General features: G+C 56.2%; 20 protein-coding genes and 2 pseudogenes. 14 read left to right on the forward strand and 8 right to left on the reverse strand.

All coding sequences use genetic code 11. The features are described from left to right. Nucleotides 1-3 precede the first annotated feature (3 nt). From ACSSVQ_RS16100 to ACSSVQ_RS16145, 10 genes are all read left to right on the forward strand, one after another. The gene (locus ACSSVQ_RS16100; protein ID WP_454184339.1) at nt 4-801 is read left to right on the forward strand and encodes a copper resistance protein B; all 798 of its coding nucleotides are present in this window, start codon (nt 4-6) and stop codon (nt 799-801) included. Between the two features lie 79 nt (nt 802-880). After that, on the forward strand, nt 881-1,237 hold the full coding sequence (locus ACSSVQ_RS16105; protein ID WP_454184340.1) for a hypothetical protein: 357 nt from the start codon (nt 881-883) through the stop codon (nt 1,235-1,237). An 89-nt stretch (nt 1,238-1,326) separates the two neighbouring features. Further along, nucleotides 1,327-1,662, forward strand: coding sequence for an SHOCT domain-containing protein (locus ACSSVQ_RS16110; RefSeq protein ID WP_454184341.1), 336 nt, complete (start codon nt 1,327-1,329; stop codon nt 1,660-1,662). A gap of 143 nt (nt 1,663-1,805) precedes the next feature. Further along, nucleotides 1,806-2,420 (forward strand): Spy/CpxP family protein refolding chaperone, encoded by a 615-nt coding sequence (locus tag ACSSVQ_RS16115; protein WP_454184342.1) that lies wholly within the window; start codon nt 1,806-1,808, stop codon nt 2,418-2,420. 120 nt (nt 2,421-2,540) lie between these two features. Further along, nucleotides 2,541-4,640, forward strand: coding sequence for a copper-translocating P-type ATPase (locus ACSSVQ_RS16120; protein ID WP_454184343.1), 2,100 nt, complete (start codon nt 2,541-2,543; stop codon nt 4,638-4,640). Nucleotide 4,641: 1 nt separating this feature from the next. Continuing rightward, complete coding sequence (locus ACSSVQ_RS16125; protein ID WP_454184344.1) at nt 4,642-5,571, forward strand: cation diffusion facilitator family transporter; 930 nt, start codon at nt 4,642-4,644, stop codon at nt 5,569-5,571. Then, nucleotides 5,568-6,488 (forward strand): DMT family transporter, encoded by a 921-nt coding sequence (locus ACSSVQ_RS16130; RefSeq protein WP_454184345.1) that lies wholly within the window; start codon nt 5,568-5,570, stop codon nt 6,486-6,488. The genes ACSSVQ_RS16125 and ACSSVQ_RS16130 overlap by 4 nt, the downstream gene beginning before the upstream one ends. A 72-nt stretch (nt 6,489-6,560) precedes the next feature. Further along, the gene (locus ACSSVQ_RS16135) at nt 6,561-6,989 is read left to right on the forward strand and encodes a c-type cytochrome (protein WP_454184346.1); all 429 of its coding nucleotides are present in this window, start codon (nt 6,561-6,563) and stop codon (nt 6,987-6,989) included. 25 nt (nt 6,990-7,014) lie between these two features. Then, complete coding sequence (locus tag ACSSVQ_RS16140) at nt 7,015-8,085, forward strand: phospholipase D-like domain-containing protein (protein ID WP_454184347.1); 1,071 nt, start codon at nt 7,015-7,017, stop codon at nt 8,083-8,085. A 25-nt stretch (nt 8,086-8,110) separates the two neighbouring features. Then, nucleotides 8,111-9,469 carry an MFS transporter gene (locus ACSSVQ_RS16145; RefSeq protein WP_454184348.1) on the forward strand — a complete coding sequence of 453 codons (1,359 nt, stop codon included), beginning with the start codon at nt 8,111-8,113 and terminating at the stop codon, nt 9,467-9,469. 336 nt (nt 9,470-9,805) lie between these two features. Here ACSSVQ_RS16145 and ACSSVQ_RS16150 read toward each other — a convergent pair whose 3' ends face one another. Both ACSSVQ_RS16150 and ACSSVQ_RS16155 read right to left on the reverse strand, forming a co-directional pair. After that, the gene (locus ACSSVQ_RS16150) at nt 9,806-10,132 is read right to left on the reverse strand and encodes a 2Fe-2S iron-sulfur cluster-binding protein (RefSeq protein ID WP_454184349.1); all 327 of its coding nucleotides are present in this window, start codon (nt 10,130-10,132) and stop codon (nt 9,806-9,808) included. Between the two features lie 68 nt (nt 10,133-10,200). Beyond that, nucleotides 10,201-10,914, reverse strand: coding sequence for a cyclic nucleotide-binding domain-containing protein (locus tag ACSSVQ_RS16155; RefSeq protein WP_454184350.1), 714 nt, complete (start codon nt 10,912-10,914; stop codon nt 10,201-10,203). A 174-nt stretch (nt 10,915-11,088) separates the two neighbouring features. Between ACSSVQ_RS16155 and ACSSVQ_RS16160 the strand changes: the two genes are divergently transcribed. After that, nucleotides 11,089-13,425 carry a nitric-oxide reductase large subunit gene (locus ACSSVQ_RS16160; protein WP_454184351.1) on the forward strand — a complete coding sequence of 779 codons (2,337 nt, stop codon included), beginning with the start codon at nt 11,089-11,091 and terminating at the stop codon, nt 13,423-13,425. A 97-nt stretch (nt 13,426-13,522) separates the two neighbouring features. On the opposite strand, the pseudogene ACSSVQ_RS16165 reads toward ACSSVQ_RS16160, so the two are convergent. The 6 genes and pseudogenes from ACSSVQ_RS16165 to ACSSVQ_RS16190 form a co-directional block, all read right to left on the reverse strand. Then, nucleotides 13,523-13,718 (reverse strand): annotated as a pseudogene (locus tag ACSSVQ_RS16165) (hypothetical protein); the annotation flags it as partial. A gap of 19 nt (nt 13,719-13,737) precedes the next feature. Then, the gene (locus ACSSVQ_RS16170) at nt 13,738-14,262 is read right to left on the reverse strand and encodes a hypothetical protein (RefSeq protein WP_454184352.1); all 525 of its coding nucleotides are present in this window, start codon (nt 14,260-14,262) and stop codon (nt 13,738-13,740) included. Between the two features lie 199 nt (nt 14,263-14,461). Further along, complete coding sequence (locus tag ACSSVQ_RS16175; protein WP_454184713.1) at nt 14,462-15,148, reverse strand: helix-turn-helix domain-containing protein; 687 nt, start codon at nt 15,146-15,148, stop codon at nt 14,462-14,464. A 156-nt stretch (nt 15,149-15,304) separates the two neighbouring features. Beyond that, nucleotides 15,305-15,772, reverse strand: a pseudogene (locus ACSSVQ_RS16180) (TniQ family protein); the annotation flags it as partial. After that, nucleotides 15,772-16,782 carry a TniB family NTP-binding protein gene (locus tag ACSSVQ_RS16185; protein ID WP_454184353.1) on the reverse strand — a complete coding sequence of 337 codons (1,011 nt, stop codon included), beginning with the start codon at nt 16,780-16,782 and terminating at the stop codon, nt 15,772-15,774. The gene ACSSVQ_RS16185 and the pseudogene ACSSVQ_RS16180, both read right to left, overlap by 1 nt. Beyond that, nucleotides 16,751-19,468: a DDE-type integrase/transposase/recombinase gene (locus tag ACSSVQ_RS16190; RefSeq protein ID WP_454184354.1), complete on the reverse strand. Its 2,718-nt coding sequence runs from the start codon at nt 19,466-19,468 to the stop codon at nt 16,751-16,753. Before ACSSVQ_RS16190 ends, ACSSVQ_RS16185 begins: the two co-directional genes overlap by 32 nt. Before the next feature lie 1,189 nt (nt 19,469-20,657). Between ACSSVQ_RS16190 and ACSSVQ_RS16195 the strand changes: the two genes are divergently transcribed. The 3 genes from ACSSVQ_RS16195 to ACSSVQ_RS16205 are packed head-to-tail and all read left to right on the forward strand — an operon-like array spanning nt 20,658 to nt 25,523. After that, nucleotides 20,658-21,437 (forward strand): hypothetical protein, encoded by a 780-nt coding sequence (locus ACSSVQ_RS16195; RefSeq protein WP_454184355.1) that lies wholly within the window; start codon nt 20,658-20,660, stop codon nt 21,435-21,437. Next, the gene (locus tag ACSSVQ_RS16200; protein WP_454184356.1) at nt 21,434-22,084 is read left to right on the forward strand and encodes a hypothetical protein; all 651 of its coding nucleotides are present in this window, start codon (nt 21,434-21,436) and stop codon (nt 22,082-22,084) included. The genes ACSSVQ_RS16195 and ACSSVQ_RS16200 overlap by 4 nt, the downstream gene beginning before the upstream one ends. Before the next feature lie 4 nt (nt 22,085-22,088). After that, a complete protein-coding gene (locus ACSSVQ_RS16205; protein ID WP_454184357.1) occupies nt 22,089-25,523 on the forward strand; it encodes a UvrD-helicase domain-containing protein in 3,435 nt (1,144 codons plus the stop codon). Nucleotides 25,524-25,591: the final 68 nt, after the last annotated feature.

The raw sequence follows: 25,591 nt of genomic DNA on the forward strand, positions 1-25,591 counted from the left end.
GACATGAAAAACTGGAAATCACGCGCCGCCCTTGCCGCGGCACTTGCCCTGACGGTCTTTGTGCTTCCCCGTATGGCACATGCGGAGACTTATCCGGATGGCGTGACGGACAAGGATCTCGCGACAGCGGATGCGCCGCCCGCCGACTGGCCGGCCACCATCCACGACAATCCGGTCAGCTATGCGCTCATGGCGGAGCAACTGGAAATCCGGAACCCCGGCGACCTCAACACGTTCAAATGGGACGTTCAGGCCTGGGGCGGGACGGATATCGACAAGCTCTGGTTCAAGACGGAAGGCGAGCGGACGGACGCCAAATATGACGGCGTCCGGGCGGAGCTTCTCTATTCGCGCGCCGTTGCGGACTATTGGGACCTGCAGGCGGGGGTGAGAACCGACCTTGCCAGCAATACGCCGTCGCGAAGCTGGGCGGCGCTCGGGTTTCAGGGGCTTGCACCGGATTTCTTCGAGGTTCAGGCGACCGCCTATGCAAGTGACAACGCGCATTACGCGCTTCGCGGTGAGGTGAGCTACGACATCATGTTCACCCAGCGGCTTGTGTTGACGCCCCGCGTGGACGCCATGCTCTACAGCAAGGACGATCCGAAGCGGGAGCTGGGCGCGGGGCTCTCGAGCGCGGAAGCGGGTGCGCGGCTGCGCTACGAAATCCGCCGTGAGCTGGCTCCCTATATCGGCGTCAACTGGGAACGAAAATTCGGCAGTACGGCAAGCATGGCGCGCGCCGGCGGTGGAGACGTCGAACTGACGACCTTTGTCGTCGGTCTGCGCCTTTGGTTCTGAGGTTCTCGTGAACACGGAGCACGTGTCAGCCGGTGCAGGTGCTCCGTCTGCAAGCAACCGGCCAACTAGGGAGATCCAAATGAAAAAGCAAGCTACAGCAGTTGCATCTGCATTTGCGTTATTCGCTTCCGCCCTTATTGCACCCGGCATTGCATCTGCCGCAGGCATGGGGATGGGAAATGGTCAGCAAATGCCCATGGGACAACAGCAAATGGGTGCAGGACAGCAATCAATGAGCCCCGGTCGGCAAATGCACAAGGGTCAACCGATGCAGACAAACGGTCAAATGCCGATGGGGCAGGGCATGCAGCAGCATATGGGAAACATGCAGGCCATGTGCACGCAGATGGTTGAGCAGCATGGCCAGATGATGACCGGCGGCATGATGAACGGAAATCGTGCCAAGGCTCAGGCGTGCCAGAATCTGGAACAGTAGATCGGTAGCTCACTGTGCAATGCGAGCATTAATGAAATCGTGCAGGGGAAGCGGAGAGCTTCCCCTCTCACGCAGAAATGGAGAATACAATGGCTACGCTATCAACAGCAGCCGCTTTATCCGGCGTTTTGCTCAGGTCGGTTCCCGTTGCGGCGTATATGGATGGTTCAGGGTCCGACGGCAGCTATGGTCATATGTCCGGATACGGAATGGGATTCTTCGGTATCGGGCACTGGCTCATCGGCATTCTTCTTATCGTGCTGTTCGCGGCGCTGATCGCAGGATTCGTGCGCCTGTTTACCAGCGGTGGCGGGAAAAGATCTCTAGGCGAGGATCCGATGACCGTCTTGGACCTCCTTTACTCGAAAGGTGAGATTTCGCGCGAGGAGTATTTGAAGAGGAAGGCTGATATCACCGGTGGCTGAGCGTGCGGGGCGCAACGCAGATGATGTAACGCTGTTATTCCGTATACGACATTGCGAAATAAGACGCTTGTTGATCTCTCGCAATGTCGTGATTGAGTGAATGAGGGATTTTACCCGGACAGACTTAATCCTTGGAGGACTTGATGAATATTCGGAAATCGGCCCTTGCGGGCATTGTGACGTTGCTTCTGACATCGACCGCCTATGCGCATGATCCTTCGGGCCAGAATGGTGGATGGATGATGGGCGGATATGGCATGGGCCCCGGCATGATGGGTGCCGGTCAGGGCCAAATGATGGGCTATGGCAGTGGGTACGGCCCCGGCGCCATGATGGGTGGCGGCTATGGCTACGGCATGATGGGCGGCGGTTACGGGATGATGGGCGCCGGCTGCGGCATGGGCGGTTACGGTGCGTCCGGTGACTACGACACCTATGTGGACGGACGTCTCGCCTTCCTGAAGGCGGAGCTCAAGATCACGGACGACCAGAGCGCTGCCTGGTCTGCCTATGCGGACGCTCTCAAGGAAAACTTCCAGAGCATGGCGGGCATGCATCAGCAGATGTTCAGCCTGTTCCAGAAGGGCAATGAAGACCGTTCCGCTGTCGATATGCTGGATCTGCAGATATCGCTCATGAAGACCCGCGTCGGCGCGCTTGAAAAGATGAAGCCCGCCGCCGAAAAACTCTATGCGGCTTTGTCGGATGATCAGCAGGAGAAAGCCAATCAGATCCTCCCGGTCATGGGCTGCATGTGAGATTTCTCGTCTCGTCCGACGAGGCGTACCGACGAACGACGACTCGCGCAGCGGCGAAGACTGCCGAGCGAGTCGTCGGACATTCTCTGGCGATAACGGAGGCTACCGGGAGGGACCGATATGCCGGATTTGAACCATCACGATCATACTCATGCGTCTCAGGTTTCCTCGTCGTCAGCTGGCGGCCCCGATGGCGCCGAGCATCACGACCACCATATGGCGCATAATCACTCGGCGATGGTCGCGGATTTTCGCAAAAGGTTCTGGGTGTCGCTGATCCTGACGGTGCCTGTCCTGGCGCTTTCGCCGATGATACAGACGTTCCTCGGTTTGAGGGGAGCGATTGCCTTCAGTGGCGACAGCTATTTGCTTTTCTCACTCTCCGCCATAGCCTTCTTCTATGGCGGCTGGCCCTTTCTGAACGGGCTTTTCGGCGAATTGCGAAACCGACGGCCCGGCATGATGACGCTGATCGCTCTCGCGATCTCGGTGGCCTTCTTCTATTCCAGCGCCGTCGTGTTCGGTCTTTCCGGAAAAGTGTTTTTCTGGGAACTGGTAACCCTGATTGACATCATGCTTCTCGGTCACTGGATCGAGATGAAGTCTGTCATGGGAGCTTCCGGCGCGCTGGAGGCTCTGGTCCGACTGTTACCTGCGTCGGCCCATCGCGTCGCGGAAGATGGCGCCATCGAAGAAATTCCGGTCTCCGAATTGAAGCCTGGAGATCATGTACTGGTTCGTCCGGGGGAAAAGGTACCGACCGACGGCGTTATCGTCGATGGCGACTCAAGCTTCAACGAGGCGATGCTTACGGGCGAGTCCCGGCCTGTCGAAAAGGGCAAAGGCGCGGAAGCTGTCGGAGGCTCGGTGAACGGCGAGGGTGCCGTCACGCTTGAAGTCAAGAAGACGGGCGATCAGACCTATCTCTCGCAAGTGATCGATATGGTCAAACAGGCTCAGGCGACACGTTCAAGGACACAGGATATCGCGAACCGTGCTGCGCTCTGGCTAACCTATATAGCATTGAGCGCCGGCGGCCTCACCTTGATCTATTGGTTGGGCGTCGGCGAAAGCTTCGAATTCGCGCTCGAGCGCATGGTGACCGTGATGGTGATCACTTGTCCGCACGCCCTTGGCCTTGCCGTGCCACTCGTCGTCGCTGTCAGTACACGTCTGACCGCGCAGAACGGCCTCCTGATAAGGGATCGGGCAGCCTTCGAAAGGGCACGGAATCTCAATGCCGTTCTTTTCGACAAGACGGGTACACTCACTGAAGGCCGGTTTGGCGTTGCCGGTATCGCAGCGCTAGCGGACCAGTCCGAAGACGAGATTCTCGCAATCGCGGCGTCGCTCGAAAACAAGTCTCAGCATCCGATCGCCCAGGGCATCGTGCACGGGGCGGAGGAACGCGGCATCGAGGTGCGGAATGTCGAGAACTTCAAAAGTCTCACCGGACAGGGTGCCGAGGCCGGTATCGACGGGCAAATGGTCCGCGTTGTCAGCCCCGGCTATCTCCGCGAAAAGGGAATCGACCTGCCATCTCACGAAACCACGGCATATACCGATGAAGGCAACACTGTTGTCTTCGTTATGCTGGACGAGCGTCTTGTCGGCGCCATTGCACTCGCCGATATCGTGCGACCGGAATCTTTCGAGGCCGTATCGCGGCTAAAAGAGATGGGAATCAAATGCATGATGGTGACGGGTGATGCAACGTCGGTCGCCAGGTCCGTGGCGGGACAACTCGGCCTTGACGATTATTTCGCCGAGGTTTTGCCGCATCAGAAGGTGGAGAAGGTCAAGGAGGTGCAGTCGCGGGGCCTCAATGTTGCGATGATCGGTGATGGTGTGAACGATGCACCCGCTCTCGTGCAATCTGATCTGGGCATAGCAATCGGTGCCGGTACGGAAGTGGCCATCGAGTCTGCTGATATCGTGCTGGTTCGCTCCGACCCGCGGGATGTGTTTGCCATTCTGGCCTTGTCCCGGGCGACCTACGGCAAAATGATTCAGAATTTGCTTTGGGCGACCGGATACAATGCTTTTGCGATCCCGCTTGCGGCAGGGGTTGCCTATAGCTGGGGCATTCTTCTGACACCTGCATTTGGGGCGGCCCTGATGTCGCTCAGCACCGTCATCGTTGCGATCAATGCCAAATTGCTTGAGCGCGCTCGCCGGCTGGTGGCGAGTACATCGTCCCGCAATCGTGAGGGGGTATAAAATGACTCACATGTCTAGTGGGCATACCGGTCATATGCCATCGAGCGGACGGGGGCTCGCGATCTCAGCCTGGCTGACTGGAATCTATTTCTTTATCGAGATGGGGATCGGGTTCTGGACGGGCTCCATCTCTGTCATATCCGATGCCTTCCATACATTCTCGGCGGTCGGCGGGGTGCTGGTGGCAATCGTCGCCGCGAGAGTGGCGCGCCGCCCGGCCAGTGAAGTGCAGAGCTACGGATGGTACCGGGCCGAACTTGTCGGCGCCTTCGTAAATGGTGGTTTCCTGCTGGGCATGGCACTGGTCGTTATTGTCATGGGCGGTATGCGTTTGACGGCACCCATAGAACTGCCAACCGGGCCGATGCTTTGGGCGGCAGCGGGTGGTCTTTTCACCGAAATCATTTCTCTCGGTTTGATGTGGCGTCAGAGCCAGAGCGATCTCAACGTCAAGGGCGCACTGTGGCACATCATACAGACCTTCGTGGGGAGCCTGATCATTATCGTGGCTGCGCTTGTCATCCGCTTTACCGATTTTCTTCTCATTGACCCGATCCTCGGTATGGCGTTCGGCTTCGTGCTGCTGTGGGCGAGTTGGACGATCCTCAAGGATGCGACACGTCTGCTCATGGAAGGTACACCGTCTGACGTGAACCTGCGCGAGATCGCAACGGCGCTTCAGAAGATGGATGGCGTGAAAGACGTGCACCATGTTCATGCCTGGGCGCTGACCAGCGGAAAATATGTTTTCTCCGCGCATATGCGGATCGACAAGGATGCGTCGGGTGGGGAGGTATTACGTAAGGCTCATCACTTGCTTAAGCGGGATTATGGCATCTTCTTTGCCACGTTGCAGGTCGAAGATGTCTGTCTTGATGAGGAAGGCGCCGAGGCGATTGATGTGATTTCGACGAGTTCCGGCACGGCATGACGGCGCAAACGATTTCTCTGCTCGCGCTTATCACCGTTTCCGAGGCGACCATCGGGGTCTTCGTCAAGCTGACCGGCGGTCTCATACCCATCCAGACGCTGAACTTCTACGCGCTTTCTCTGGCGGCCTTACTGCTGTTCGGTTTCATGCCCAGCATAACGGGCAAGCCGTTGCTGTTTCCCCGAAACAATCTCAAGAACACATTGCTCGTCGGAATTCTGATTGCCGCCCAGATCAGCGTTTTCAACTACGCGATGACTCTTGTCCCTATTGCCAACGCCGTCATCTTCTGGAGCATTGCGCCGTTTTTTACATTCATCTTCTCGGCGGTATTTCTGGGCGAGAAGGCTCGTCCCGGCTACATGTTCATTTTCGTGGTTGCGCTGATCGGTATCGCTACTGCTAACCCCTTGAAAGGTGGCGAACTGGCCGGCAATCTCGTCGCGCTCGGAGACGGAGCGGTATACGCCGCAATGGTCACCTATCTGAGGTATGAGGGAAAATCGGAAGCCGGAAACGATATCGCGTGGTCGATGCTGGTCGCGGCGATTGTGCTTTTGCCTTCGATGTTGCTGTTCGGCCCCGGCGATATTCTGCGCGGCATTCACTATGAGACCGTCGGTGTGACGGTGCCGGTTCTGCTTTGGGTTCTGGGGCTCGGGGTCGTGTCCACGGGTTTTGCCTATCTCGGCATATCCATGGTTCTGAAGACCCTCGATGCAAACGTATATGCCCTGATCGACATCATCGTGTCGCCGCTCGTCGCGTCGTTCTTCGGTTATCTGGTCTTCGGAGACGTTCCCTCGTGGGGGATGGTGCTGGGTGGCGCTATGTTGCTAGGTGCAGGCTTCTGGCTGACCCGGGAAACATCGAGGGGAATGGAAAATCGGGCGGTTCATCCGTGTCAGTGCGCTTAGTTATGACTGATGTAATGAAGGACTCGTCGGTTCACGCGTGTCGTTTTCGCTGGAGGAAACAGGGAACAAGCGATGGTGAAAAATTTTTCTACATATGCTGTGCTTGCAGTAATTGCCGGCGGTGTCGTTATTGGCGCATGGCGGATGTTTGGAGAAGAAAGCGTACACTCTGCGAAGAGAGATGTCGTTGTTCCGCCTCTTTCCGGCGATGCAGCTCTTGGCAAGGCAGCGTTCGACAGAAATTGCGCCGAGTGTCATGGCGATAATGCCAGCGGGACCGGTAAGGGGCCGCCGCTCGTACATCAGATCTACAATCCCGGGCATCATGCCGATGAGGCATTTTTCCGGGCAGCCGCGAACGGCGTTCGCCAGCACCACTGGCCCTACGGAAACATGCCCGCGCAGCCGCAGGTGTCGCATCGTGAGGTCGCGCTGATTGTCGATTATGTCCGCGCCCTCCAGAAAGCTAACGGAATCGTCTACCAGCCCCACAGGATGTAGGCCGTACAATCAAAGCAACCGGGCTATGAACGGAAATCAGACGAGATTCAGCCTTTTCACCGAGGGCGATGAGCTCTTCGAAAGCATGCTGCGTGACATCTCCGGCGCATCAAAGTCGATATTATTCGAAGTCTATATCTTCAGGTGTGATCGTGTTGGGCAAAGGTTCCTGGACGCGTTCGTGGAAGCCGCCGGCCGGGGTGTCGATGTTCGAGCAAGATTGGACGCATTCGGATCCTGGGGCACTTTTCCAAGGAGGGCGCATGACGCCCTCCGGAGAGCTGGTGTGCAGTTGAAATGGTACCGACGCTGGAGTTGGCGTCATCCGTTCCGCTACGGACGACGAGACCACCGCAAGCTTCTCGTAGTCGATGGAGCGGTTGCCTATCTCGGCGGCTTCAATGTTGGAGACGAAAGTTCTAGGGCAAGCATCGGCCGTACACGGTGGCGGGATACTCATTTGCGTTTCACCGGGGGTCTGGCATCCCGTGCGGAACAGCTTTTCCATGACTTCGAGGAAAGGAGAGAATGCGGCAAAGAGGAGTGGGTGAACGGATCGCTGTTGTTGCCGAACTACGGTGTCGGGTGCCGATACAGGTGGTACTGTGTTCTTCACCAGCGTCTTGACGAGGCCGCAAAAAGGATCTGGATCACAACGCCATATTTTGTACCGGACGCAGCTACCCAGCGGGGTCTTCGCAACGCAGCGTTACGAGGTGTTGATGTGAGGCTACTGGTGCCCGGTAAGAGCGATGTTCCTGTTGTTCAATGGGCTGCCCGACTTTCCTATGATTCTCTTCTTCGTGCCGGCGTTAGAGTTTTCGAGTTCAACGGACGTGTGCTTCACGCCAAGACAATGATCATAGATGAGGACTGGTCGAGTGTCGGAACCGCGAATCTCGACTATAGGAGCCTGTTCATCAACGATGAACTCAATCTTGTCACGCGGTCACCTCGACTGAACCACGAGCTGACTGACGTATTCCTCGATGACCTTGAACATGCGAGGCGCATGGTACAGGAACCGCGAGGAAAGATATCTCTACTTCGCTTTGCTCAAGGGTTTATCGGCTGGGTCGCACGAAAATGGTTATAGGCGAGCGATATGGCAGGGAGTGAATATGGCGGATGGAAATGCACTGTTCGATCTCGATGAAGAGCATCGACTCACGGCGGTGCTCGCAGGTGTCATCGGCAATATCCTCGAATGGTACGATTTTGCACTGTACGGTTTTATGGCGTCAGTTCTCTCGGAGTTGTTTTTCCCTGGCAGCAACCGTCTGGTCTCGCTGATAGCGACCTACGGTGTGTTTGCGGTCGGCTTTATCATGAGGCCTTTGGGGTCTGTTGTATTCGGTTGGATGGGCGATACATTCGGGCGCAGTCGGACATTGATTTTGTCTGTGGCAATGATGGCTTTTCCCACATTGTGTCTGGGTCTCTTGCCTGTCTACGCGCAAGCCGGGGTGTATGCTCCGCTTCTCCTCGTTTTGGTGCGTATGGTGCAGGGGCTGTCTGTGGGCGGTGAGTTCTCGACGTCTGTGACCTATCTGGTGGAAACCGCCCCCGCCGGCCGACGAGGTATTGCTGGAAGCTGGGCGAACATTGGAAGTCTGTGCGGAATGCTGTTGGGATCGGGCGCAGCCACTGCTGTGACGAGCTTGTTGACGGCCGACGCCATGAATTCATGGGGATGGCGCATACCCTTTATCTTTGGCGGAGTGCTTGGTGCTATAGCCATTGTTCTACGACGTGGTTTGCCGGAGTCGCCTCATTTCAAACGATACCAGAGTGCCCGCTGCCGAAATTCTCCAATCGTGGAGGCGTTTAGCTGCAATCGTCGCGAAACCGTGCAGGGAGTTCTGTTCGCGTCGTCCTATGGTGCACTGTTCTACCTTGCGCTCGTCTATCTGCCGACTTGGGTAGCGCAGGTCACGACAATTCCGCTGGATAGTGCCATGCGTATCAATACCCTGACGTTGGCGTTGTTGATCCCGTTTATTCCTCTGGCGGGCTGGATTTCGGATCGGTTTGTGAGGCGTACGTATTTGCTCGTGGGCGCGATCCTCGCAATCGGAGGAGCAGGCGTTTTTATATTGCCATGGATTGTCGCTGACGGAGGATTTGCCGCACTGGTAGGTCAAGTCGCCATGGGGCTCTTCCTTGCGGTACCGCTCGGGGCGGCTCCCGCGCTGTTCACTGAACAGTTTCCGGAGGATGATCGCCTGACCGCATACTCCATAGTGTTCAATACCGGTCTCGGGATCGTGGGGGGAACCACTCCGGTTCTCGCTAGCTGGCTCATATTGGAAACTGGTTCACAACTTGGACCGCTCATTGTCTTGCTCGCTGCGATGTTGAGCGGTGTCACGGGACTCATCTGGATGCGTGACAGGAGTCGTGAACCTCTGATAACGCAATGCGGAATTTCAGTGCGGCAAGCCATGTCTGCCGGGCGTGAAATGAAAGAGCGGGGATGATGCCTTGCATCTGTTGAAACGCAGGTCGAGCAGTTCCCGAAATCCAAAAAACAATTTGGCTGTACCCACTTCTGTCGAATCGTACCAAGTGATCGTTACAACGAATGTCCGAACGACGTACCTCGCGATTGGGCGAACACAATGCCACCGTGATACGAAGTTGTGGACATTCGTCTCTCACCCGAAGAAAGCTTGTGCGAAAAGTGGCAGTGCCTTGTGACCTGATTATTCCACAATGGGTGCCTTCGGTTAGCCCTGAAGAGAGGAGCATCTTTTCTCTTATGGGCCATCCTCAATCCTGGAGACGTTCGCTTACCTCAGGCCGCCGGGTAGCTCTCAGTTCCATCTTTGCCAGTCCGGAATATGCAGTCTCAGTCCATTCAGAGCGGGGGACAGGCATATCTGGCAGCATAATCTGCTTTCCGGTCGCGCGTTTGGCGCAAAATCGAGAATGTCTTCTTCGATCCCCGACGCGGGGCCAACCAGCTCAAGCCATTCGTTATCAACATATACGTGGCACGTTGAACAGGCGCAGTTCCCTCGGCAATTCGCCTTTATACCTTCAATATCGTTCGAAACCGCAGCATCCATCACATTCGTGCCCGGGCGAACCTGGAGTGACTTTTCCGTTCCGTCGGGAAAGATGAATGTCACTGTTGTCATTTTGCTTGTCCGCTTTGATAGATCCGAGGGAAATGCCTGCAACTGTCTTGCAGGTAAAGTAGTTTGCTTCACAGGTGGAGCTCTTCGTCCGGGTCGATCAAAGGGTCGGGTCCGCAGGCGGCCGCAAGACGTTCGTCATCGTGGATGAGGATGGTGTTTGCCTGGACCTCGATACCGTCATGTTGAAGGGACGCAAGGGCCCGGGAAAAGCTTTCACGCGTGAGCCCCAGTTCGGAGGCGATCAGGCTCTTTTCGTAAGGAAGGGTGACGCGGTTTCCGCCGCCCTGTTTCCATCTGAGCGCAAGGATGTAGCAGCCCGCGCGCTGCGAAGCCGACCTCAGCTTCAGATTTTTGATCTGACGGACCATGCGCCGGAACTGACCGGCGAGACTGGCAACCAGTGCATGCGACAGGGCGGGGTCCTGTTGCAGGGTGCGTCGAAAGGCGTCCGCCTGAATCAACAGGAAGCGCGACGCTTCCTGAACGCGTGCCTGCATAAGATAGGGCGAGTTCGTTACCACGGCGGCGGGAATTATGAGGTCCGGTGGTTCGACCACTTCGATCAGTACTTCCTTTCCCTCGCTTGATCTGCCGAACAGATGGGCCGCGCCCTCAAGAAGAACATGCTGAAATGTGGGCATCGTCCCTTGTTCGAAAAGAACGGTTCCCGCCGATGCGCTGTGGACGACCGCATGGCGCAGCAACTCCTCCCGCGCCGGCGACGTCATCTGCGCAAAGAGGGGAAGCTGGTTGATGTCTTCAACGGAAGCAGAAGCTCTCAATTCGTACCTTTCTCTTTTCATGCACTGCCGCGGCGGTCAGAACGCGCGTGATATAAGTCACACGAAAATTTGATTTATATCAAATCAAATGGTGAAATTTGTTTTCTAGTTGAGTCTCTTCGCGACCGGGCGGCGAGGGCTCCCCCTCGCGCCGAACTTTTCTGGAGGGGAATAATGGCTATCGAAGCGGCGGGCGTCGACCAGGCGCCGGAAGATCCTGTCAGCAATGTCCTGAAATGGGTGTTGTTGGCGGTTGCTGTCATCTGCTTTGGCATACTCGGCTGGGTCACGGTGCTGACCTATAGAGATGCGCCCCCCTTCCCCGACAATTTTGTGCGTTCTGACGGGACGGTCCTCATGTCCGCCGACGATATTGTCCGTGGCAAGGAAGGCTTCCAGAAAGCCGACCTCATGGATTATGGCAGCCTTTATGGTATGGGCTCCTATTTCGGCGAAGACTACACGGCTGACAATCTGGTCAGGCTCGGAAAGCTGACGGAAGCAAATATCGCGCGGTCCCGCTACGGCCAGGCACTCGATACGCTGCCGACGGCAGAGCGCGCTGCGGTCAAGGCCGAAATGCAGTCCGTGCTGCAGGGTGTCGACCTCACGCAAAAGAAAGTTGTGGTTCCTGATGCGCTGGCCGAAGCGATCACGACGCGGCGTGCGCAGATCACCCAATCCCTCCTCCATCACGATTTCGCGCGAGGCTGGACGCAAGCCTATAGCCTTGACGAGACCAGCGCCGGATATACGGCGGATTTTCTTCTCTATTCCTCGCTGACCACGGTGGCGCGCCGGCCGGGTACGGATGCATCGTGGACCCAGAACTGGCCGTTTGAACCGTTGGTCGGTAATACGCCAACGACCAGCACCTTCCGCTGGACCTGGATCAGCTTCTGTTTCACCTTCTTCGCCTTTGGCGTGGTGCTCTTCATCTACGAGCGCTTCCTGAACGATCCGGACAACGCGCCGATGGATCCGGTTCTTGGCGAATTCAAGCCACTGACGCAGAGCCAGCGTCGCGTCTGGAAATATTTCCTCGTCGTCGCGGCGGTTCTTCTGCTGCAGATCCTCGTCGGCTCCATCATGGCGCATTACTACACGGAGCGTGCCGCCTTTTACGGCATCCCCATCGACAAGTATCTACCGTTCAATTTCCTGCGCGACGTGCATATCCAGGCACCGATTGTCTGGATCGGCGTCTCCTGGATTGCGGCGGCGCTTTTCCTGGCTCCGGCTATCAGTGGTCGGGAAGCGAAAGGTCAGGCGGTCCTCGTCGACATCCTATTCTGGGTGACGCTCTTCATCGTCGCGGGAGCTCTGCTCGGGAACTATCTCGGCATCATGGGATATATCAATGAGAACTGGTTCTGGTTCGGCAACCAGGGCCTCTCCTATATCCAGCTCGGGCGTGCCTGGCAGATCGGTTTCTTTGCGGGGCTGGCAATTTGGAGCGTGCTCGTATTCCGCGCGTTGTGGCCGACACGAGAGACGTTGTGGGCGGCGACGCGCCAGTTCTGGTCGGGTCGGATCCGGCTCGAGCATCTGCTCTGGGCCTCGACTGTCAATATCGCGCTTCTCTATGTCTTCGGCATGATCCCGCTAACCGGAATCGAGAAGTCCTTCACCATTAGTGACTTCTGGCGCTGGTGGGTGGTGCATCTCTGGGTGGAGCAGTCCTTCGAATTCTTTGCCTCTGCCATCAGCGCCTATCTTCTGATGGCCGTTGGCCTGGTTTCTCGCCGGCTTGCTGAGCGTGCGGTTTATTTCGAGTTGATCCTGATCTTCCTTGGCGGCGTGCTGGGGACAGGACATCACCTTTATTGGGCAGGCGAGCCGGGTATGTGGGTCCCGCTTGGCTCGATGTTCTCCTTCATCGAGGTGCTACCACTGGTGCTGCTCATCATCGAGGCGATCCAGCAGCGTCGTCTTATTCAGGCGCATGGCGATTTCAAATACGGGCTCGCCTACACCTATATCATCGGCGCTGCGTTCTGGAATTTCGTCGGAGCAGGCGTTTTCGGTGGTGGCACGCTCAATGCCCCGCTGGTGAACTACTACGAGCATGCGACGTTCCTGACGCTCAACCACGCGCACACCGCCTTGTTCGGCGCATTTGGTCTGCTCGGTATCGGGCTCATCTATTTCTGCCTGCGCTACATTGCAGGCGAGAGGCACGAGTTCGGTGAGAGCGTCGGGCGCTGGGCATTCTGGCTCTACAATATCGGGCTGGTGATGTGGATATTCCTGAACTTCTTCCCCATCGGCTGGCCGCAACTCGACGCTGTCTATGAACACGGTCTGGCCTATGCGCGGAGCAAGGAGTTCTACGACACGACGCTCTTCTGGCAGTGGATGCGCATGCCGGGCGATATCGTGTTCGCGCTTGGAGCTTTACTCATGGCATGGGATTTCCTCGTCAAGCTCCGGCCAATTCTGCCGATCTTCGGGACAAGCGAGTCGAGTAAATCATCGGTAGCTCTAACCATGGGCGCCGGCGGAGATTGAAGGAAGCCGATGCACTAGGTTGATTTTGGCGAACCCGAGTGAGAGGGGGATTGCATCTTGTTCATGAGCAATCCCCCGATAGCAATTGATTTGAGTGTTACGCTGCCCACACTTTATTGAGTACTTGGGCGGCCAGTGCAGCCTTGTCTTGCGGCAGAAACCGTCCGTAGTGCTTGGCCACCATGTCAGGTGTATCCTGGATCGCATAACAGGCTTGATCTTAGGATCCTGTCTGCTTCAGCATAGTATTGCCATAACGTTCGCGCCCCGTTGTGGGGGGCATGAGAGCGCAAGTTCACCAACTCGCTATCTCTATAAATACTTGGCGGATTTCAGAGCTACCGCCTCACTAAGGATGGCTTCCTTGAGCTCCGCAGCAATGTGATCCAGGTTTAGCAACGATTCGTGAAATGGCTCGACCCAGCGCGTACCGTCTATGTCTCCGCGCTTGTACGCGCGCTTATGGTCGGCGAGGATTTCATGGATAGCGTCCCGAGCATCAATGTAAGAATTTAGACGCTGTTTCAGCTCGGGAAAGTAGACGCTGACTAACATAATCGAAGTCTCAATCGAATGATCGAGGTCGTTGTTAAATTTGCCTCTGCTGTTTTGAAGGTCGAGAAGATCATTGTAGGTAATCTCATTTTTTAGAACGCCATAATAGCCGACGAAGTGAGCGCTGAGCCTTCGGTCGTAGCGTTCGAGAGCGAGATAGAGTTCTTCCACTTTCCGGCGCATGAAAAATACATGCTCTTTGGTCGCATTGAGGCGGTGGGCAACTACTGACGCCAATACGCCGCTCGCGGCGATAGTTATTATCGATACCAAAATAGACAAATTTTGTTTCCTATGTGAGGTGGCTTTGGGCCTAAAAAATTTTGGTTAGTGCAGCGTCATCCGAAATTGATATCTGTTTGAAAGTGTCGCTTCGAGATGTCATCGGGGCCTTTGTTTGTTGAGTAGAGTGAGCGCGCGCCACAATAACATCTACAGGTTAGCCTAAACACCGTCCTGGAGTATGCGCTTCAGAAAGGGCTCACTGATGCTGGAGTTTTTTATATCTTTGCCACATATCTTTCGAACGAGCCCAACCGATTTGTCCGAACTCCCTTTGAACACGCGCAAAAAACTCTCGGCGTGTGAGCGATTTGGTTCGACGATACATTTTTTCGGAAAACATACGATATGCGTTGCTGCGCTTCTCAAGGCGTGCCGCTCGTGCGGATTTGATGAGACCTCGGATTCGTTGCACCTCGTCCGGGAAGGCATTTTTTAGAGCTTTTGCATCTACATCCAGCTCCCGTGCCAATTCTTTCAGTGTTGAGGGTACGTTCTTCTCATCATACTTTTCTAACGCCCTCAGCGTTCGAGATTTCTGGGTGCGCCGTTTGGTTTCAGAGCGTATCGGGATGACTTCCCTCGTGGATATAGTAGCCGCAGTCATATCCTTGATATGAATGTCTGGTTTCAGCAGAGCCGAGATCGAGGTATTGGCGAGGTTCGCAATATTCACTAAGTGAGGCAGTGTCGGCGAGTTCTTGGCATTCAACCAGGGGCTGATGGTGGATTTACCTACGCCTAATGCTTCAGCAAGGTCTATTTTCCGTCCACCAAAGCCAACGTTACAAATGACGTTTAACGAATGAGCAAGATTTTCGAGACTCCATTGATGTGCCTCATCGCCGTCAGCAATCCAGTCTCCAATGGTTCTCGCAACCGCCATCTCCTGGATTGACGCTTCCTCACCTTTGGCATCCCCATCACCTCCAAGCCAAGATTTGCACTTCCTGCAAAATCCCAGGCGCGAGTGCGTATAGTACTGAGATCGGTGTCCTATGTAGCCTCCACAAAAGGAGCAGGCTGATACCAATCTGACTCCATGGTGGATACAAGCCGGCGTCGTAGAAATCTCCCATGCCAGCTTCGAGTACACTGCTCCTAGCAGACGCTGTTCATTTAGGCATAACGGGCACCACTTTCTTGGTTGGTTGCCTTGCCCTTTGCTTGGCAAGAAGGGTTTGTAAGATGACAACGTTAGCCGTGAAAGCTGGCTAAGCCCGGTAAGTTCCTCAATGGCGGAGATAAGTGCCTGCGACGGAGTGCCTAGTATCGTGTTGCGTTTCGCCCTCATCATTCGGTCTCTCATCTCCTCGGGCGCAAGGTATTCGTATAGGAACTGGGCTAGGCAACTCGGTCTTACCGAGTGTTCCCAAGACAGGCGTAGGAGGTAGGAATAGAGACTTTCGCAATCCGGCGTGTCTGTTCCAATGGGAGCGATTGGGCAGAGCCTGGTACGACGCGGATAATACTTGTGGTGGACAAACTGGAGAGCATCATTCTGACGCATCAAAGGCTCCAAATTTCATTCTCGGCAATCAAACGCTCGCCGTCCAGCGTCTCATTGAGGATTTTCCTGGTCTGGGCTTTGCGCAAGAGGGAATACTGAAGGACGCTGGGCGACCACCTTCCTCCTTCGTGCCGGAGAGAGCGGGAGTATGCCCTCTGCAGCGAATGCTTAAGCGTTCCGATACAGCCAACGGATGCCTCCATCAGGGCAGGCAGATAGGGATCGAGAACTACTTCCGGCTCAAGATTCATGCGTTTCGCAAGAGCTCGTGCGACATTGTTGAAGTGTCGCTTTCCTCCATTTGCATCTGTGGTGTACCTTGGCAAATGGACAACATGACACCGCCTTGCAAGTTGTCCGTTGACGGAAATAATTTCGTATAGGTCATATGAGCCCACCAGCACAAACTTTGTTTGTGTCATGTCAGATAATGACTTTAAGGCATTAACCTGCTCCGAAAGTGCGCGCCCATTCATGATGTGGGCGGCCTCATCGACAATGACGTACCGAGTCTGACGTGCTTGAAGCGCTTTGCCGGTTGCCACTCGGAGAGCCGAGAGCTTCATCGTAGGGGCGCTCAAGCGTAGCGGTAGGTCATAGCCACCACTTATGCATTCCGGTGTGAGCTTTTGATCAATCATTGGTTCGCCCAACGCTTCAAGAATGATCTCGAAAAAGTCAGCCATCGAGAAGGCTCTGTCGCCGAGCGAGGGAGCGGAAACCATAATTGCCGGATTAAAAAAGGGGTCAGCTTTCAGCTGATCGAGATACTCTCGCGCCGTTTCCTGAATAAGCTGCTCACAGGTGGCAGACTTGCCCACACCAGGTGGCCCAACCAAGAGTGCCACGTTGATCCCGCTATTTGGTGAGACGGCATCCTGAATTTCTTCCATAGCGTTTAGCATGGACGGATGCTTTACTTGGGTGCGTGCGAATTCTTTGACGCGTTGACGAATCTCTTTTGTTGAGATTTCGCGATTAGTCCGGGAAGACGTCATACGAGAAGTCATCCTGATCATCCTCTTCTGGAGTTTGGTTTGGAAGCCATGCCGAGTCGTCGATCTTTGGCATGGGGAACGGGGTGTCACTCGCAAGTTCTTCTTCGGGTGTGACGGACGTCATGCCAATCGGTCCGTATACTGCCCGCGATGCCATAGCTTTCTGCCGCAACGCGTCCGGAAAGGTGTCGAACTCTGCGCTTGCGATGTGCTCGACGAGTTTCCTCGGAGTAACTTCCGCCCTTGAGAATGTCTTTCGACGTATGAGTTCTTGGCTAAAGGCTCGGAGGAGGGCGGGGGTGAAGTTGGCCAGTCGTTGGAAATGCACAGACCGACATTCAATCCAGTGCTGGTCGACATAGGCGTAACAGACGCGAACATCCCATGGGTCGTATTTCACCGGTACTTTGGATTGCCAGTGAGCCGGACGGTCCAGCTCTGGGTGATAGTAAAAATCGCCGTTGAGGCGTATGCCTCGACCTTTCGAAACTGTTCGGATCCCTTCACGTGAGACAGTCGGGCACGTTAAAATTTTGAAGGTTCGATCGAGCGGAATGTGGATGTGCGTGCGGCTGCCGGACATGGTAATTCCGGTTTCAAATGCTTCCGAGGGGGGGCGTAAAACGGCAGGGTGTTCCGTGTTCGCGTAATGCTGGAACAGCCACTTCTCTAGCGCAGGATAGAGCGCCTCGAGGTACCATTTGGCATGTCGCTTTGGGTCAACGGATTTTGAACTCTCTCGAGCTTTACGCATTACCTGCGTATTGCCCTCTAGATTATGAAATAGCCGCTTGTTTGCTATGCCGAACAGGCGTTCGATCACGCCGCCTACGCGGGGTTTTTGACCAGGGCGCCATTTAATCGAGACGCCGAACATAACTGTGATTGATCGAAAATCTCTGGACGTCAGGTCGGAGCCTCGGTCGACGACTACTGTTTCCGGAAGCCGGTTGAAGCGTCGCACAATGTCGCGTAGCACCATGAAGCAGGATACGCGGCTCGCCGGGGAGTAGCTCAGATAATAGCCAAGGATCTGTCTTGAGTAGGCGTCAATGGCTATTGTTAGCCAAGGTTTCCCCAGATTTCGGCCCGTTTCTACGCAAACAAGTTCGAGATCGCACTGAGTATGATCAATATGGACAGCCTCGAACGGGCGTGAACCGTGAGGTGAACCGATATATCTGTCGGGAGGGTCGTCACGGTAGAGAAAGTTTGCTAGCGACTCTTCCTTGTTGGCGACCCGTTTCCCGCTGCGTTTGATAATTGCTAATCGAGTGCGCTGCTCATCGATAGCCTTCAGGAAGATTGGCTCTGAAGGAGGTGTAAGGCCATTCTTAATGCATTCGGCGACAAGGATCTCATAGCAGCTCCTCTTGGAGCGATTGCGTGCGTTGTAATATTCGGTATCGATGACCTGATGCATGATCTCGATCACCTCGTCGGGCAGCCTCCTCTTCCTATTTCCTTTGTCGCGGTGACGAGGAACCAGCGCACGGATCATTGATGGTCTGTCGTGTGGATCGATATCTCGAATGCGGGCCTTCCAGCGGCCGACAGTGCTGGGTGACGGCGCCCAGCCCGGAATTTTCTCGCCCTGCACTATGCGGAGTCGGGCAAATGCGATTTCACGTTCTTCTTCGGTGAAGTCAGCGATAGATCTGCGCAGCCTCAGATCAGAACAGTTGTTTTGATTGATGACCTTAAGGCGGCTGTCATTTTGGAACTTATGGAGGATATGAAGCTGGAGCGTCTTTTGTGCGCCGGCTTCGTTCTCAAGTACTGCTTCGCTAGCGATGAGGTGCGCGATCCGATAGCGAGTCCCATCCAACGAGATCACCGCGCCTTCTGATAGACTTTGAGGTGTTGTGTACCAACCGTCGGGAGGCAGCGTTTCCGTTGTGAACTTGGACATCTCCAGTGCCACATTGTCTGGAAACACACGTGCTCTGACCGGATCGCCAAGCCGATCGTTCTCGAGGTCGAACGCTACAAGGCGATCTGCAATTGCTTTGCGGATTTCGTCTCCGGTGAAATCGTATCTTTGGACGAGATCAGCAATGGTGATGAAACCATTCTTCTGCAGTACTGCTCTGAGATGAGATAGCCGCTCGGGATCGATTTTTGGCGCTGTCGGTAGAGTAAAGTCAGCAATGTCCCTGAGGTTTTCGACAAGAATTTGATTGATTTCGAGGTCGGATCGGACGCGATAGCCAATCCCGGTTCCCTTCAAATGCTCTTCGACGTCCCGCCGACGAAATACACCCTCGGGCCCTTCAGTCCATGTGTCAGGCGAACGCTTTGTTAGCTTGCGCAAACGCGCCACCGGCTTGAGTTCCCACAACTCAATGCCGTCATATCGAATTACCAGCACGTCCGGTGTATGTTGCCGCCTTTGATGTCGGTTCCGAAAATCGTCGTGGATAAGGATGTCGAGTGTGCAAGGCTGAAGGTAGTAAGCGAGAGTGCTAGGATCATATTCGAGCTGAAGCGCAAAGGGCGCCTCCACGGTGTGGCTCTCGCACAAATACACCCGATCCATTTTCAGGCTCATGTACTGCTGGATGACATTTGAGCCGCTGGATCGGACAGCGCGGACAGGAGCTCCACCACGCGAGTGAACCTCATGAACAAGCTGGCGACCGTATTCATCAAGAGCTTGGTATGAGGGAAGGCTTTGAAGCTCAAGCTCACTAAGCAACGGGCCCTCCTGATTGAATGTGGAGGGAGCAATGGCCAACTGCCAACGCCGCTAATTGGGGGCAGGGCAGCCGGATTTCGAGTTGATAGAGTTCGAATTGGTACTGAAATTGATAGGGGACCTTTAGCGGCAGCGTTCTAAGAGAAGATTGTCCGCACAGATGTCGCATCGGTAAGCGATACATGGCATGCGTTCCTCGTTCGCGCGCGACACCAGCAGAGGACAAAACCCTCCCGTGGCGCCGAATGCGCAATTTCGTTGCATGCGCTGTAATGCTGAGATACCTTGTCGTCAGCGTTGGTCAGCAGCGCAATTTTTTGCCGACACGCCAATGTCGGCCAGAAGGCCCGCCTCGAGCGGGCCTTTTTCATTTTTGGGCTAGGTGGATTTGGTAAGTCAAGAATTGAGCAGAGATAGGATGGATGCCCCAAAAAATAGTAAAGTGGCCCAAGAAAATAGAAAATGGTCCAAGTAGTTACTTGGACCCCAAATTTCCTATACTACTGCCGCCGCTTGCAGGACGCTGCATCCATATATAGTAGGCTAGAAAATTCTAAGATTAAAAAGGTCCAAATGTATGGGGCTCCTCTTCGCATATGTGAAAAACAATACCTGTCGAGATAAAATATAAATAAAAACAATAAGTTAGTCGTATTTTTAAGAATTTTCGTCCCTTAAAGTGATCTGGATGAGTTTTAGGTCTTTTCCGCAGTCAATTGCGAAATTGAAATCCATTTTATGAACGAATCGGACGAGGTATTCAGTCTCACGACGTAAGTCGGGTTCAAGTTCGATCGGGTAGTTGGGGGGAGACAATGGGCTAGTTCGAGAAGAACTATCCAAGAGTCTTGAGTTCACGACATTATTCGCCTACCTGCGGCGGCATTCGGCTTTTTGTTATGATGTGATCCCTAAGTTTTATCCTGCAGGAAGCGGAGTCATTTGAGTTTGGGGCTCACGATGCAAAAGGACGGGGCATGGGCGATCATCTTGCTCAGATGTGCCGTCCCCTTGCCTCCCCTATCGTCGAATTTGGCCTAGAAGACCGGTTGTAGGTGTGGTGGGGAGAAAAAAGAATGCAGAAATGCCTTCCGGGTTCGCTGTCTGAGCGCGATTAAAGAGACAAACACACGAACGCCTTGCGCAGAAACAACTGAAACGCCGCAAAGGGGGGCAAATGGCTCGACCGTTGACGAATACCGAAGCGGACGGCGCATTGTATGCACGTCCGTCTGCGGTCGAGGCCCAGATCGATGAGGCTATCGGGCTTTCGCGATCTGATCTGCAAACCCGCCTTTCGATCACCGATCGCAGCGACCCTGCCTATCTGCGCTCGGAGTGTCTTGTCCATCTTGTTCGAGAGGGACGCCGGACCGACGATCAGCAACTGATGAGCGCGGTACTACCGGTTCTGCTCGGGCGATGCGAAGCGAATCTTCTGGTGAAAGTATCCGACGGGGGAATGCCGGATGCAGCGAATGTTCGCCAGGAGATTCTGGAGAACCTGACAGACCTTTTCGTGAGCGATGGGACCGGCGAGTTCCCCAACGAACTCGATTTCTACGAGTGTCGGTTCAATATGGCATTCAGGGCGCTGCGCATTGACGCGGTTCGCCGAGAGGCGCGGCGGCGCAAACGAAGCATCGCCGTCGTCGATCTGCCGCCATCCGACGCGCCAGGTGGGCCTGATGCCTACGAAGACGCGTTTGCTCGGGTGTCGGAGAACTTCAGGGTTCTGCCGACGCAGGAGTGGGACGTTTTCCGTGAACCGTTCATGAAAGCAATCGAAGCTTTGCCGGCCGAAGAGCGCGAAGCCGTCATTCTCGTTCATGTCCTAGGGTACAAGGAAGAGTCCGAGGATCCAGACGAAGAAACGGCCGCGACACGGTGCAACTGCACAGGACGCACCATTCGCAACCGCCTCTCGCGGGCGGCGGCGAAGCTTTCCTGTTTTAAGGAGGACCTATGAGCCAGAGCCCTGACGCGACCCCGCGCGCATTGCGGGAAGCCTTCTATGTTCTATCCACGGCGCAGGACGTGCCGGACGCAAGGCTGCTGGATGATATTGTTCGTCAGTACCCCCAGTTTGGGCAGGAATTGACGGATTTCGCGATCGAAGTCGCAGTTGATGCATTGCGCGGTGACCGCGCCGTCGAAGCTGCTGAGGCGGCTATTGATCCGACTGTCGTCAGTCCGGCAGTTAGCCGCGCGATGAGCCACTTCCAGAACCGGCTTCATGCCCATACCACACGCGCGCCTGAAGTGAAGAGTGCCCGTGTTACCGACGCGGTCAATCCCTTCGCCGGTTTGTCACGAAGCGAATACCGCGCTTTCGCCGCGCGCTTGAATGCGAATGCTGTTTTCGTTGGCAAGTTGCGCGACCGACAAATTGACCCGGCGACCATGACGCCAGGTTTTCAGGCTCGGGTGGCGGAGGAGCTTACGGCGCCGTTCGATGTCGTGGTGGCTCACTTTTCTGCGCGACAGGCAGCGCCGGCAGGACAGTTTTTCAAGGCGGAAGGCAAACCTGCAACCGGCACACAGCAAAGCTTCGAGGAGGCGGTGAGGAACTCGGGCCTGAGCGAGGTTCAACAGAAGTTTTTGTTGGAGCTCTGATCTCGTGGACCCTTTCGAACCGATCCGCTTCAAGGCCGCGGCGCTTCATGAGCAACTGCTCTCGGAGGGAGTGGATCCGTTCGAGCCACTTGAGCTTGTTCAGGCGGCCGTGGCACGCCGTGACCTGGAACTCGTGTGGCTGCCCAAAGGCGATCCGGCACTGAAGGGCGCACGAGCGCTGTATGACGACCAGGGCGGAACGATCTGCTGCGAGGAGAATGGGGAGCCGGTCACTCGGGCACTCCTTGTCGCACACGAGCTCGGGCATTCCGAGCTCCATGCCGGCTCCGCGACTTGTAGCCAAGCCGATATTGATCCGTCGCGCAGCATGGAAGCAGCGCCGGTAGGGCTTCAGCGTGTCGAGGATTATGGAGCTCGCGAGCGTCGCGAGCTGCAGGCCAATGTGTATGCCCGCGAGCTTGTGCTACCGCGCGCTTCTGCGCGTGCACTGCACCTCGAACAAGATCTGACGGCCACAGCAATCTGTGAGCGGACAAAACTTCCCGTTGTGCTGGTCCGGCAGCAGCTGTTCGACGCGTTGCTGCTGCCGCCTTTGGTGGTTGAAACGGAATCTACCCCCGAACCGTCGGTCGCTCGCAAGCCCGATCCCTCCCAGGATCGAGCCGCAGCGCACCGCGGCAAGCCCTTTCAGCTGCAAGCCGGGCCAGGAACCGGCAAGACACGAACGCTGGTCAGGCGTGTGCTTTCGCTGTTGGTCGAGGGTGTCGATCCGGCCGCGATTCTCATCCTAACTTTCTCCAATCGCGCTGCCGGTGAATTGTCGGAACGATTGACGACGGCGGCTCCTGAGGCTGCGCCGAAGCTTTGGATTGGAACTTTTCACGCGTTCGGCCTCGATCTTGTGAGGCGCTATCACGACAGGCTTCAACTCACGCCAAATCCGTCGCTGTTTGACCGCAGTGACGCGATCGAAGTCCTCGAAGACATTTTGCCGACGCTGCCGCTGGTTCATTACCGGAACCTCTGGGACCCGGCGATGGTGCTTCGCGACATTGTCGGTGCGATCTCGCGCGCCAAGGATGAAATGGTCGGGCCTGAACGATACCGCGAGCTCGCGAACGCGATGCGGGCGGAAGCGGACGCCCTTGACGAGGATGCGCGGATCGCGGCCGCCAAGTGCCTTGAAATCGCAGATATCTACGACCTTTATGAAGCGGCGTTGCGTAGACATGGCGGCGTCGATTTCGGCGACCTCATCATGCGCCCGGCGCGTTTGCTGGAAGAGGATGATGCGGTGCGCATCGGTGTGCAACTCCGACACCGGCACGTGCTTGTCGATGAATATCAGGACGTGAATCGTGCAAGCGCTCGTCTGCTCAAGATGGTGGCGGGCGATGGGGACCGGCTTTGGGTCGTCGGCGATGCGCGACAATCGATCTATCGCTTTCGAGGCGCTTCATCTGAAAACATGGTCCGCTTCACGTCCGACTATAAGGAGGCCGTGATCGATCAGCTCGGTGTCAATTATCGTTCGATCGAGCAGATCGTGGACAGCTTCGTAGCAGTCGCGCCGCATATGGGGGCATCTGAGGGGATGCTGAAGCTGAAGCTGGAGGCTGACCGTGGAAAAGACCCTGGTGGTCCGGAAATTCGAAGTTTTGAGACGCTGGATTACGAAGCCGAGGGCGTCGCGGCGAGCATTCGCGAGCTCGAGACGGCGGGCGTACGGCTCCGAGACCAGGCGGTCCTGTGCCGGACCAATGGCCGGCTGAACGAAATCGCGTCAGCACTTGAGGTTCGCGGGATTCCTGTGCTGCACCTTGGCAGCCTGCTCGAGCGGGAAGAGGTCCGCGACTTGCTGGCGCTGCTGAGTCTGGCCGTTGATCCTTTCGGCGACGCGCTCGTGCGGGTCGGCGCGATGCCGCGCTACGGTCTGTCGCTGCAGGATGTCCACTGCGTGAGCCGATATCTGCGATCGCTTGGCAAGCCTGCCCTGGGGGGTCTCGCGGCCGCGGTGACAGCGCCCGGCCTGTCGGCATCGGGCCGCGAAGGCATTGAACGCCTTGCAGCGGATCTCAAGGGCATCAGCTCGAGCGCCAATGCCTGGGAATTTCTCGCCGTCTTTCTTCTCGATCGTACGGATCTGGCCAAGCAATTAGGCAATACAGCGTCAGTCACAGCGCGCATGCGCGCTGTGGCGGTCTGGCAGTTCCTGAACTTTGTGCGAGAGCAGAGTCCGGTGGGGCGGGGGATCCCGATCCAACGCACGCTTGATCGGGTACGTCAGCTGGTCTTGCTGGCGGAGGAGCGCGATCTGCGGCAAGTCCCAGCTTCGGCGCTGCATCTAGATGCGGTTCGGCTTATGACGGTGCATGGCAGCAAAGGCCTCGAATTCGAGGCCGTGCATGTGCCGGGACTGACTGTCGCGAGCTTCCCGAGTTCCAACCGCGGTCAGCGTTGCCCACCACCCAAGGGTATGATCGAGGGGCTGGGTGACGTTTCGCCGGTGGACGAAGCCAAGCGCGCGCATAATGACGAGGAGGAATGCCTGTTCTTCGTCGCGCTTTCGAGGGCCCGAACGCACCTTCGTCTCTATTACGCGCGAAAACAGCGAAACGGAAACGGACGCTCGCCGTCGCCGTTTCTCAAGTGGCTCCCCGGCGGGATGATTCAAGAGATTCCAAATCCACCCAGGCTGGCGCTTCCCGCCGGCGTACCGGAGGCGCAACCGATCACGATCGCCTGGCCGTCGGATTGGGCGGTGACCGACAGCCGACTGGGGTCATATGAGAAATGCCCGCGTCGCTTCTTTTACACGCACGTTATGGGTCTTGGGGGCGCTCGAAAGCCGACGGCGTTCTCCCGCACACACGACTGCCTTTACGAGTTGTTGCGCTGGCTCGCGGATGCCCGCCGCAGCGGTGATCCCGCGCTGCACGAAGCGGAAGCCGCGTTCGAGGAAATTTGGAAGTCGCGCGGCCCGGCAGATCATGCATTCGCTGCTGACTACCGCAAGCTTGCGTCTCGGCTGATCGCGGCACTGCTCAATGCTGGAGCCGGGAATCGCTTCCGCGACGCTCAGCCCCTAGCCATCGACTTTCCCAGCGGGCGCGTGCTGGTGGAGCCGAATGAACTAGCCGAGCTGTCCGATGGAACCGTCGTTATTCGGCGGGTTCGTACGGGCTACAAACGCAGCGACGAGTATGATCGGCTGGAATACACTCTTTACCACCTCGCGGCTCGCAGCCAATTTGGCAGCGGCGCGATCGTGCAGGCGCTTCATCTGACTGACGAGACGCATGAGCCCGTGGCGATCAGCGCGACCAAGCTCGGGAATCGTCAGAAGAAGAGCGACACGATGTTGGCCGGCATCGCTTCCGGCGAGTTCCCACCGGAGGTGGATGCGGTAACCTGCCCTCGATGCCCTCACTTCTTTATATGCCCGTCCGTGCCGACCGGAACGCTTAAGTTCGACTGATACTAGCGCCTGGCTTTTCCGGGTTGCTGCTCCGCTGGCGATCAAGCCAGTAAGGGACGAAGCCGGGC

The sequence above is a fragment of the Parvibaculum sp. MBR-TMA-1.3b-4.2 genome (assembly GCF_053628815.1).